Here is a 12,602-nt window from a genome sequence, read left to right on the forward strand (position 1 = left end):
ATCAACTCATCTTTTTATACATATGGTTTCCTAGCATCTGAATAAGCTGAACAAATGCTATCAATACGATTGAACATACAATCAAATAATCTGTTTTATACTGCTGATAACCATAACGTATTGCAATATCGCCTATTCCGCCACCACCTACTGTTCCGGCCATTGCTGAATATCCAATGAGAGAAATTATAAGAAGTACTACGCCATTTAACATTCTTGGAATAGACTCTTTTACATAAACTCTCATAAGTATCTGGAAGTTGGATGCCCCAAATGATCTTGCTGCCTCTATAACTCCTGGATTAGTCTCTCTAAGGCTAGTCTCAAACACCCTTGCAATATAAGGTATTGCTGACACTGTAAGAGGTACGATCGAAGCTGTAGTTCCAATGGACTTTCCTACGACCATTCTGGTAAAAGGAATGAGTATTACCAAAAGAATGATAAAAGGAAAGCTTCTGAATACGTTAACTACAAAACTAAGAATCTCATATACTAATTTATTTGGCTTAAGCCCATCGGGGGCTGTAAGCGTAAGTATGATAGCCGGTATAAAGCCCAATATTACTGAAAAAAGTGTAGACCAGAACACCATGTAAAGTGTCTGCTTAAAGGCAGTGAGAACAACTGCTCCCATGCCTGTTGTTGATAAAATTCCTGACATTTGTAATTCTCCTATATAAAAACAGTTTAGTTAATACGTTCCCATGTAACTCCCTTGGAATCAAGGAATGCACAGGCTCTATCAAGATCTTTTTCATCCATATTAAGGACAAGACTTCCATAAACATCTTCTCTAAAGTCCTCAAGCTTCGCCCAACAGATATTGAAATCTGTATGAAGTTCCTGAGACATCTGAGTAACGATAGGTCTCTGATTGCCCTCTCCGAAGAAAAAGAGCTTAAGATTAACTCCTGTAGTTGGAAGCTTATCGCTCTCTTCTCTAAGGAAGTCTCTGATTTCACGCTCTTTTGGCCATACAAAGAGCTGTTCAGGCTTACCAACTGCAAGCATTTTGCCACTACTAAGGAATGCTACCTTCTGACAGATCTGCTTAACTACTTCCATCTGATGAGTTACGATGATGATTGTAATTCCCATCTCCCTGTTGATTTTCTGTAAAAGAGCAAGTATGCCCTTAGTGATTTCAGGGTCAAGTGCACTTGTAGCCTCATCGCATAACAAAAACTCAGGATCAAGCACCAGCGCTCTTGCTATGGCAACTCTCTGCTTCTGTCCACCTGAAAGTTCTCTTGGCTTGGCATGAACCTTATCTTCAAGTCCTACAAGCTTTATGAGGTTTAAGATTTTTTCTTTTGCCTCAGGAGTATTGGTCTTCATCCCCCAGAACTTCATAGGAAGTGCCACATTTCCATACACATCCAGTCGCTCAAGAAGATTAAATCCCTGGAAAATCATTCCCATTCTCTTTTGAAGAAGGCGAAGGTTCTTTTTATCATTGATATCTACCTTCTGATCATCTACAAGTATTTCTCCCTGATCATAGGACTCAAGGCCGTTTATGCATCTAAGCAGTGTTGACTTTCCGGCTCCTGACTGTCCGATTATTCCGAAAATCTCTCCCTTTTCTATTTCAAGAGAAATGTCTTTTAATACTTCATTGTTCTTAAAAGACTTCTTAACATTTTGAATCTTTATCATCTTTCCTAACTTCCTGTTGTGTCATATTCTCACAAAACCCGCAATACATGCGGGTTTTGTGCAGTCACATTTAATAATATATCATATTTTTGAGTTTTTCTCACTAAATCTAAAACTCTTAAAGTCAAAATTACTTCCCGGAAGGAAAACAAAAGAGATATCATAGCTGCCTTTTTTATGCTCTATTGGGAAGCAGACTTCAGTATATTCGCTGCTTAGTGGAAACTCGAGTATTTCCTTGGTCTCTCCATTTTCATTTTTCATTCGTAGATGAATCGTATTGCTGGCTGCCATTGCCCTTCCTGTAATAACAATTTCTTTTACCCCTTCATCTCCAAAATTCATATTATCAAATGAAAGTGTAACATTATTACCAATTCCTTCAACCGCATTTTCAGATCTTGTAAAAGAATCCCCATATATGCTGTCAGCATAAATAGCGCTGTTTTCACATAATGCCCTGAGCTGTCTTTCAAAATAAAAGCCCTTAATATGTATCTTATCATAAGTTACAAAGCTAATGGTATGAACTCCGCAAAGGCGTTTTGAAAGCTTCCAGGTCTCCTCCTGGTACGTATTCCATATCGATTTTTTCTGGTAGATGACTTCATTAAGTAAAACTGCTCCATCATCTCCTGCTATTCCATCCCAGATTTGTATCCTGTAGGCGTCACCTGAAAGCGCAAAAATAGGAATGGTGATTGTATCAGAGCCCTCGATTCCAAAGTCTATGCTTTCATAAGAAACCATTGTTTCATTGCCCCTGTCTGTAGCAACACCGTGCTCATTGCCTGCAGCAGTTCTGCCCTTGCTCTGACTAAATACGTTTCCCGGAATAAAGCTGTATGGATCAAGAAATGCTTTGCCCATGCCAATGGCTGTAAACTTAAGTGTTGAGATAGTCTTTACGATGCCTTCACTATCCCTGGTCTCGCATCTTAAAATAAATTCTCCATCAAAAAGTGCTTCAACTTCGGCTTCATTACCGCTTACAGAGAGCCTTGCAATATTGGACTTATTGCCCTTAGAATCAAGTATTCTGTAAAATACATCCTTGTTTGTTGCATTTTCAGGCAGAATTTTTGCTTTTATTTTTGCCTTTGGTCTCTGCATAGAGAGCTTAGTTTCAGTGTCTGTCGAAAGCTCTACCTTTCTTACCTGAACTATGTTACTTACTTTTTGAACATTTACCACTACATTATCTGCGCTGTCATCTATCTTGACAATTGCAAGGAGCTTACCACTAAAAAGAGCTCTCTCGCTTGCCTTATAGCTGTCGTAATCTGTACTGTCGCCGTTATCAAGTCCAATGAGTTCTCCACCTGTCACAGTTACCTTTACTCTGTCACAGGCATTTTCTACAGGATTGCCATTCTTATCAACAGCACTAATCATTGCAAAAACAAGCTCATCAACTTTTTCATAAGCTACTTCAAAGTTGTCTGTATCTTCAAAGGATCTGCGTGTCTGTTCCGCAATCCCTTTTCCGGAAGCATCGTAAGCGATGGCCTTTATCTCGCCCTTCTCATAAATACACTTATAATCAGCAAAGATGTGATCTCCGCTTCCTCTTTCATGAGTAAGCTCCTGCTTTCCCAGACTTTTGCCATTTACAAATAATTCAACAAAAGGGGCGTTGCTGACTACTCTCACATCAACTTCTTCTCCTTCATTGAAATCCCAATATGGGAACACGTGAACAAAAGGATCTTTATCAGCGCTCACCCAGGCTGACTTCCAGGCATAGTAAGCATCCTTATAAAAGCCTGCTGTATCAATAAGTCCAAAATAAGAATTCTTGGTGTGGTATGGCGTGGGTTCTCCGATGTAGTCATAGCCAGTCCAGACAAACTGTCCCATGGAAAAAGGCATATCTCTGTCCATGCAAATACAGCTCTCGATGCTCTCTGCGCCCCAACTTGTCTGACTGTTTCCAAGGCTTGAACACTGAAGGTCATCATCTGCCAAAATCCCCTCTGATAAAGGGAAATGATATATTCCTCTGCTCTGAACTATTGAATAGGTCTCACTTCCGTATATAACCCAGTCAGGGTGCTCCCTGTGATGTTTCTCATAAAACTTCTCAGCGTAGTTATAACCTACAACCTTCAGGATATCAGCGCACTTTTGAGCATTTTCCCAAGGCATATAATTGGAGCCAAAGGTTGGATGGGCATTTCCCATATAATCAAACTTCTCAACCAGCTCTTTTAACATACGGGTGATCTGCGCACCTCTCTCATCCGCATGGGTATCATAGATTTCATTGCCTATACTCCACATGATAACTGAAGGGTGGTTTCTATCTCTTTTTACCCAGCTCTCAACATCCCTCTCATGCCACTCTGGAAAAAATCTTGCGTAATCAAACTCAGTCTTTGATCTCTCCCACATATCAAAGCCCTCAGAGATAGCCATAAATCCCATGCTATCAAGAAGCTCTATTGTCTGGGGATCATACATATTGTGGGTAAGCCTTATGGCATTTACACCCATGTTTTTAAGCTGAATAAGCCTTCTCTTCATGGCGCTGTTATTGTAAGCAGCTCCAAGAGCACCAAGATCATGATGTATGCAAACACCATTTAGCTTGGTTATTTTGCCATTTAATACAAAACCTTTATCCGGGTCAAAAGAAATACTTCTAAATCCAAATTTTACTTCTTCCTTTTGGAGCTCCTTTTTTCCATCGAAAAGAGTAACTTCCAATGTATAGAGATTGGGCTCATCAGTAGACCACTCTTTTACATTCCTTGCAAAAAAACTCTTTCCGGTGGCATTTAGTGAAATCTCTCTCTTATTTTTATCAAGGAGTCTGTAGGATACGTTTGTATTCTTATTTTCTCCTCCTTTTATTTCTGTATCAATGTCAAGAAAATATCCCATATCTCCCTTATGTGTATGGATATAAATTCCGTTTTCAGGGATATATATATCTTCATAACTGCAAAGCCATACATTTCTGTATATTCCGGCTCCTGAATACCATCTTGAATTGGGATTTTTGTAATTGACTCTTACAAGAACATCATTACTTCCTACTTTACAATAGTCCGTAATATCGAGAATGAACTGTGAATAGCCATACTTCCACTCTCCTGCCTCTTGACCATTTATATACACAGTGCTGTCCATATATAATCCGTCAAAGACAAGAAAATGCCTTGGCTTAAGTGTGGTCACAAAGCCTTTGTAATACCAGCCTGTGGCATCTGTATAAAAGTTTCTTGCATCATCTATAAGAAAATCATGAGGTATCTCCACCTCTTTAAATTCAGAAAGCCTGTTCCTGACATCTTCAAGTTCTGTTCCAAAATCAGTTTTTAAAAATTTCCATCCTGTAACAAATTTTTCCTTCATACTAAAAGCCTCCCCAATGTTTTAGCAAACCACTTACTAATCATACACCAGAGAGGCTTATATTTGTTTATATTTTTTAGTTTCTATTATTTATTACTGTGCGTCAATGAAAGATGCAATTACAGCTCCCTTATATGTCTCATCAATGTAAGCCTTAACTTTGTCAGACTGAAGAGCCTTTATAAGAGCCTGTGTTTTTTCTGATGCCTCGTTGCCCTGCTTAACTACAAGGAAATTTGTTCTCTTAACAGTTGTCTCCTCGTCAAACTCCTCGATATCAAGTGCAGGATATGATGAAGGAAGACCAGCTTCAAGAGCATAGTTACCATTTACAGCTGCTGCATCAAGATCAGGAAGTGAAAGTGGAAGGCTTGCTGCCTCAAGAGGTGTGATCACATATCCGTGAGGATTAGCCTCTTTATCCTTTGTTAAAGAATCTTCTGTGTAGTTATCATCTGTTCCAAAGCCGCCCTTTGAAGCAAGAAGTCCCTTCTGGACAAGAAGGTCAACAGCTCTTTCTCCGTTATCAGGATCGTTAGGAATTCCGATTGAAGCGCCATCAGGAATATCAGCAATTGCTGTATATTTCTGAGAATAAATTCCCATTGGCTCAATGTGAACACCTGCTACAGCTGCAAGATGAAGTCCTGCGTCTGTATTCTGCTGATTCATATAACCAAGTGTCTGGAAATAGTTTGCATCAAGCTCATCAGCTTCAAGTGATGTATTAGGAAGTACATAATCTGAGAATACAACTGTCTCAAGTGTCCAGCCATCCTCCGCAAGTACTTCTTTTACAATATTGTCAAGAATTTCTGCATGTGGTACAGGTGTAGCACCAACTCTGATAGTCTTATCTCCATCCTCTGTCTGTGCAGGTGTAGCCTCCTGTGTCTTTTCTGTAGTCTCTGCAGTCTGTGTGTCCTGTGTTGTCTCTGCTGCACTATCAGCGCTGCTTCCGCAACCTGTCAGAGCTCCAAAAGCAAGAACACCAGCAAGTACGATGCTTGTCAAAAATCTCTTCTTCATAATAATTCCTCCTCAACAATTGATTTTCTATTTATTATAAAACAAATTATAGCAATGGAAAATCAAATTTGGAAATATCCAAGATTTGTATGTAGCTATAACTTTCGCTTATATCTCCATTAGCATTCACTGTCCTATTTTTACAATGTCCCCATATACCCTTTTTCTTTAAACAGCTTCATCATTTCATTGGTAAGACTGTATTCAAGCGGCTGCAACTGTACATCTTCAGGGCTGACCCACTCGGCATACTTAAGTTCAGACTGGTCCATAGTGATATCTTTTTTTCCTGTAACATCACAGAAAAATCCAGCCAGAATATCACTTACAATTCCCCAAGGCTGCGACTTGTAATATCTGATATTGGTCACTTCAAGACCAACCTCTTCCATAACCTCGCGCTTAACCGTTTCTTCAAGAGTCTCACCGATTTCCGTAAATCCTGCTACAAGTGCATTGTGCGCAAAGCCGGTTCTATACTTGGTCAGGATCATTTTGTTCGTCTCTTTGTCGGTGACTCCGATAATAACCGCAGGATTTATCCTAGGGTAGATCACATTGCCACACTTAGGGCATATCCTTGCTCTTTCTGTCTTATGGTTCTCATTAAGAGCACCGCATTTTCCACAGAATCTGGTCACCTGATACCACTCATGGAGCTGAAATGCTGTATAAGCAGCATAGACATAGTGCTGAGGATTAAAGTACTCTCTGCGAAAGATTGCCATCAGTTCAAACCCAAAATTCGCCGGAAGATTCTTGTATGCATTCTTTTCGTCCGCATTTTTTTCAAATGCATTATCAGCAATTTCCGGTCTTAATAAAAAGAACCGCTCTTTTCCTATGCTAAATATATATATAAGAGCTTCATCGACACTGTGATCAACTAAATAATACTGAATCTCTGACACAGTTGGATAAGTGATTTTTTTAGTGTTTTCATCAAAATTTATAAGTAGCTCTTTTCCCTTATCAGAACAGGTAAATGCAATGACAATGTCATCATTTGCAGGCTTTATTGTTGGATCATAATGGTTTTTAAGTTCCAAAGGTTTTATATCCTGTAGCATAATCAAATCCTCTCACATAGTAATATTAAAAATATATTAGGTCTGATAAAATTCAATTGCAAATATTACATCATATATTATCACCGGAACTATATCCTTAAAACTTTAAATCTTTACTTATTTATATCTAAAACTATTCTGATATTTTTCCTCACATTCTTCCATGGTTGTATTTAACTTATTTTTTGCTATAATAACGTGGCACGATAAGTGTATTGTTCCAAATAAAAAACTTTAAATCGATACTAAAACAATAATAATATATAGAAAAGAGATAGAAATGGCAGAAAATAAAGAATTAGGATTATCAACTTCAGATTATTATTTTGACCTTCCTGAGGAACTTATCGCACAAGATCCAATGGAAAAAAGAGATGAATGCAGACTCCTTGTAGTAGACAAAGAAACAGGAGAAACAGAGCATCATAAGTTTAACGAGATCATAAATTACCTTGAGCCGGGTGACTGTCTTGTTCTCAATAACACAAAGGTTATTCCTGCAAGGCTTCTTGGAGAGAAAGAAGGAACAGGCGCTGCCGTAGAGATTCTCCTTCTAAAAAGAAAAGAAGCTGATGTATGGGAAACACTTGTTAAACCCGGTAAAAAGCTAAGACCTGGCGCAAGAGTTTCATTCGGCGGTGGAATACTTAAGGCTGAGATTCTTGATATTGTTGATGAAGGAAACAGACTTGTTAAGTTCTATTACGACGGAATCTGGGAGGAAGTTTTGGACAGACTTGGTGAAATGCCTCTCCCACCTTACATTACACATAAACTTCAAGATAAAAGCATGTACCAGACTGTATATGCAAAGTATGAAGGTTCAGCCGCCGCACCAACTGCAGGACTTCACTTTACAGAAAAACTCCTTGAAGATATAAAAGCCAAAGGCGTAGATATGGCCTTTGTCACTCTTCACGTTGGTCTTGGAACCTTCAGACCTGTTAAAGTAGACAATGTATTAGAGCATCACATGCATACAGAATGGTATCAGGTCACACAGGAAGCAGCCGACAAGATCAACAAGGCTAAAGAGAATGGCCACCGCATTATCTGTGTTGGCACAACAAGCTGCAGAACAATAGAAAGTGCCGCTGATGAAAACGGTCACCTCACAGCTTGTAGCGGAGATACATCAATATTTATCTATCCCGGTTATAAATTCAAGGTTCTTGACCAGCTCATCACCAATTTCCATCTGCCTGAGTCAACACTTGTAATGCTTGTTTCGGCACTTGCAGGCAGAGAACACGTTCTTGCCGCATACGAAGAGGCCATCAAAGAACGCTACCGTTTCTTCTCGTTTGGAGATGCATGTTTTTTTAAATAAACATTACTTTTATATCTGCAAAACCAATTTACATCTAAATCAATAATCACAAAACCTTACAATGTAAAACAGGGAGAGTATTATGGCTGTATTTTTGATTATGCCAAATACTCTCCCTATTCTACAGTATAAGTCTTTATATTATTTATTCGTTTCTAAAATCGATATTCTGAAGGAATGATACATAGCCTCTCTTTGCTTCGTAAAGGTCAGCCTTATCGATTGCTTCCCATGGCGCATGCATGTTAAGTACTGCTACACCTGAATCGATAACGTTCATTCCGTAAAGTGCAAGGATATAAGCGATAGTTCCGCCGCCGCCAACATCTACCTTACCAAGTTCTGCTGTCTGATAGATGATGCCATCTTTCTCAAATGCTCTTCTGATCTCAGCGATAAATTCTGCATTTGCATCGTTAGAGCCTGATTTTCCTCTTGAACCTGTAAACTTATTGAATACAAGTCCTTCTCCAAGGAATGCAGCGTTCTTCTTTTCAAAGCTTGATGCATATGTAGGATCAAAGCCGGCACTTACGTCTGAAGAAAGCATGCATGAGTTTGCAAGACATCTTCTAAGTGAAAGGTCATTGTAGCCTTCCTTTGTAAGGTTCATGAGCTCTGCAACAGCATTCTCGAAGAAATGGCTACGCATACCTGTTGCTCCAACGCTTCCGATTTCTTCTTTATCAACGAGAATACAGCAAGCTGTTCTCTTAAGGTTCTTGGCTTCAAGAATAGCGCGCATTGAAGGATATGCGCATACTCTGTCATCATGACCATAGCCAAGGATCATTGATCTGTCAAATCCGGCATCTCTAGCCTTACCTGCAGGTACAATCTCAAGTTCTGCTGAAATGAAGTCCTCTTCTTCGATTCCGTAAAGATCATTTAAAAGAGCTACAACTCCACGACGAACTGCTCCTGAAAGCTTTCCGCTCTCAGCCTTTTCTTCTTTCTCAGCAGCAATTGCATACTTCTCGCCTGCAGAAAGCTTGCTGTCAGCCTTTTCAGCCTTCTCTTTTTCCTTGCTCTCTACAACAAATGGTCTGTGACCAACGATTAAGTCAAGAGCTTCACCTTCAATTACATTTGATGCCTTTTTGCTCATCTGATCTGCAGCAAGGTGGATAAGAAGATCAGAAACGAAGAATACTGGATCATCCTCATCCTCACCAACATTAAGCTGTACTGTTGTACCATCCTTCTTAACAACTACGCCGTGAATAGCAAGTGGCATAGCAACATACTGATATTTCTTGATTCCGCCATAGTAATGTGTATCAAGATAAGCAAATCCGTTGTCTTCATAAAGAGGATTCTGCTTAACATCAAGTCTTGGAGAATCGATGTGAGCACCAAGGATGTTAAGACCGGCCTCGATAGGGTCTGATCCGATCTGGAAGATAGCGATTGACTTATTCATCCATACGCTATATACCTTATCGCCCTTTTTAAGCTTTGTCTTTGTGCCGATTAAAGTATTGAGTTCTCTGTATCCTGCTTCCTCAATCTCGTTAACAATTGTATCAATTGCTTCACGCTCTGTTTTTGAATTATCAAGGAATTTCTTGTAATCCTCAGCAAACTTATCTACAGCTTTGAGCTGAGTAGCATTATAGTTTGCCCAAACATTTTTTCTATTCATATTTAAGCTCCTTTCGAGAAAAAAATAGCCATTGCTAACTAAAGCAATGACTATTTTAACACCTACTGCGCCATCAGGCAAATCAAGAACGAATTTCAATGCCCATTGTAAATGAGAGTTTTCTGAGCATCTTGTCTACATATCCGCTTATAGCGTCATCAGTAAGTTCCTCGTCCTTAGGAGTGAATGTAATTGTGAAAGCCATACTCTTCTTTGTAGGAGGAATAGGAAGTCCCTCGTATACATCAAAGAGGTGTACATCAGTTACATACTTGCAGGATCCATAGATTGCATCTTCAACTTCTCCACATGTAACTGTCTTATCCATGATAAGCGCAAGATCACGCTTAACAGTAGCGAACTTTGAAAGTGGTATAAATGTAGGTGTCTTACCATACCACTTATCAAGTGCTGAAAGATCTATTTCGCAGATATAAGCAGGAATTCTCATATCAGTCTCATCCTGGATTTCATAAGTGATCTGTCCAAGATATCCAACCTCTTCTCCTTCACAAACGATCTTTGCAGTTCTGTAAGGGTGTAAGAAAGTCTTGGTTGCAGCCTCATACTTGAAGTTTATATGGAGAGCCTCTGCTACATTCTCAGCAAGTCCCTTTAATGTGAAGATATCCTCTCCTTCGCCAAAAATACCAATGCAAAGAGTAGCTTTCTCTTCAGGATATTCTGTAAGTGGCAAAGCCTTTGGAATAAATCTGTTGCCAAGCTCAAATAATCTTCCTTCGAGAGTACCCTTCTTCTGGTTTCTTGCAATGGCATGAATCATCTGTGCTGCAAGTGTTGTTCTCATAAGTGAAAGATCTTCATTTATAGGATTAAGGATCCTGATAGCCTTTCTCTCCTGTGCATCATCAGCAAATCCCAAAAGGTCAAGGTCACTTGGTGAGAAGAATGAGTAATGCATGCACTCATATGCTCCCTGTGCGCAAAGAGCTCTCTTGATCCTGAGCTCTGTCTTCTGCTTAAGGTTTCTGCCACCAACGGTAACGCTGCAATCCTTAAGGAATGTTGGCTCAACATGCTCATATCCGTACATACGGATAAGCTCCTCTGCAATGTCCGGATAGTCTTCCATATCCTCACGATACGCGGGAATCTTAATAGTAAGCTCATCGCCGTTTATTTCAGGCTCAAAATTAAGATTTGTAAGAATTCTCTTGATCTCATCAGTAGGAACTTCGATACCAAGTACTCCGTTAACCTTCTTTATGGATGCCTTCATTTCCTTCTTATCAAGGCTGTTTCCTGTATTTATATCCACATGAGTCTTGGAAACCTTACCTGCTCCAAGCTGTTCAATGAGGTGAAGAGCTCTCTTCATAGCTATAACAGTTGTATATTCATAAACGCCCTTTGCAAAAGCTGCTGATGAATCAGATGACTGTCCAAGAGCTCTTGAACTCTTACGGATGTTGTCACGCATGAACTTAGCAGCTTCAAATGTAACAGTAGTTGTTGTATCACGGATCTCTGAATTGAGACCACCCATGATGCCTGCAAGAGCTACCGGCTTTGCTCCATCACAGATAACAAGGTTGTCTGTTGTAAGCTCAAACTCATTCTCATCAAGAGTAACTATCTTTTCTCCTGCCTTGGCACGTCTTACAACAATCTTGTTACCTTCAAGGAAATTGCCGTCAAATGCGTGCATTGGCTGACCAAGCTCTCTCATAATATAGTTAGTGATATCAACGATATTATTGATAGAGTTATTGCCAACCATGGCAAGTCTTCTCCTCATCCAAAGAGGGCTCTCACCAAGCTTTACATCATAGACATAGTGACCGATATATCTTGGGCAAAGATCAGGGGCTTCTACAGTTACACTAAATCCTTCATTCTCAACGTCTGTCTCTGTGTAGCTAAGATCAATCTCTTTTAAGGGCTTATCAAGTGCAGCTGCAACCTCTCTTGCAAGGCCGTAAATACTTTGACAGTCAGGTCTGTTTGCAGTAATGGAAACATCAAAGATCCAGTCGTCAAGGCCTAGTATAGGCTTAACATCAGCACCTACCTCTGTATCCTCAGGGAATACCAAAAGTCCGTTGTAGCCAGCTCCCGGGTACATATCCTCTGTTACGCCAAGCTCAACACCTGAGCAGAGCATACCCTCTGAATCTACGCCACGAAGCTTGCCCTTCTTGATAGTAGCAACACCGATAACCGTTACGTGATCTCTCTCTGTTTCAATTACTGTTGCGCCAACAAGAGCAAGTGGGTATTTGCCTCCTGCCTGAACGTTGTCTGCACCGCAGCATACCTGGAATGTTCCGTGTTCTCCTGCATTTACCTGGCAAACATGAAGATGAGTATCCGGAATAGGTTCACATTTCTCTACCTGTCCAACTACGACATTTGATATGTCTTTTCCTACTTCCCAGCACTCTTCTACTTCGAAGCCGCAGTCAAAGAGCTTTTTCTCAAGTTCCTTTGGTTCTAAATCTATATCAACAAAATCTTTAAGCCAACTTAAAGGTACTAACATTTC

At 39.9% G+C, this 12,602-nt stretch carries 8 protein-coding genes; 1 reads left to right on the top strand and 7 read right to left on the bottom strand.

The annotated features are described in order from the left end of the window. Nucleotide 1: 1 nt before the first annotated feature. From BM146_RS02640 to nudC, 5 genes are all read right to left on the bottom strand, one after another. A complete protein-coding gene (locus tag BM146_RS02640; protein ID WP_330391709.1) occupies nt 2-664 on the bottom strand; it encodes a methionine ABC transporter permease in 663 nt (220 codons plus the stop codon). A gap of 26 nt (nt 665-690) precedes the next feature. Continuing rightward, nucleotides 691-1,662: a methionine ABC transporter ATP-binding protein gene (locus BM146_RS02645; protein ID WP_022775282.1), complete on the bottom strand. Its 972-nt coding sequence runs from the start codon at nt 1,660-1,662 to the stop codon at nt 691-693. A gap of 81 nt (nt 1,663-1,743) precedes the next feature. After that, nucleotides 1,744-5,022 (bottom strand): glycoside hydrolase family 2 TIM barrel-domain containing protein, encoded by a 3,279-nt coding sequence (locus BM146_RS02650; RefSeq protein WP_074883981.1) that lies wholly within the window; start codon nt 5,020-5,022, stop codon nt 1,744-1,746. A gap of 93 nt (nt 5,023-5,115) precedes the next feature. Then, nucleotides 5,116-6,051, bottom strand: coding sequence for a MetQ/NlpA family ABC transporter substrate-binding protein (locus BM146_RS02655; protein ID WP_074883985.1), 936 nt, complete (start codon nt 6,049-6,051; stop codon nt 5,116-5,118). 140 nt (nt 6,052-6,191) lie between these two features. Beyond that, the gene (gene nudC / locus BM146_RS02660; protein WP_074883988.1) at nt 6,192-7,121 is read right to left on the bottom strand and encodes an NAD(+) diphosphatase; all 930 of its coding nucleotides are present in this window, start codon (nt 7,119-7,121) and stop codon (nt 6,192-6,194) included. Between the two features lie 280 nt (nt 7,122-7,401). Here nudC and queA point away from each other — a divergent pair, with 280 nt between their 5' ends. After that, complete coding sequence (gene queA, locus BM146_RS02665) at nt 7,402-8,451, top strand: tRNA preQ1(34) S-adenosylmethionine ribosyltransferase-isomerase QueA (RefSeq protein ID WP_074883993.1); 1,050 nt, start codon at nt 7,402-7,404, stop codon at nt 8,449-8,451. 145 nt (nt 8,452-8,596) lie between these two features. Here queA and BM146_RS02670 read toward each other — a convergent pair whose 3' ends face one another. Together BM146_RS02670 and pheT are read right to left on the bottom strand one after the other, a co-directional pair. Beyond that, the gene (locus BM146_RS02670) at nt 8,597-10,096 is read right to left on the bottom strand and encodes an aminopeptidase (RefSeq protein ID WP_074883996.1); all 1,500 of its coding nucleotides are present in this window, start codon (nt 10,094-10,096) and stop codon (nt 8,597-8,599) included. Between the two features lie 82 nt (nt 10,097-10,178). Continuing rightward, on the bottom strand, nt 10,179-12,599 hold the full coding sequence (gene pheT / locus BM146_RS02675; protein ID WP_074883999.1) for a phenylalanine--tRNA ligase subunit beta: 2,421 nt from the start codon (nt 12,597-12,599) through the stop codon (nt 10,179-10,181). Nucleotides 12,600-12,602: the final 3 nt, after the last annotated feature.

Origin of the sequence: Butyrivibrio proteoclasticus, assembly GCF_900115735.1 — a bacterium.
Classification (GTDB): domain Bacteria; phylum Bacillota; class Clostridia; order Lachnospirales; family Lachnospiraceae; genus Butyrivibrio; species Butyrivibrio proteoclasticus_B.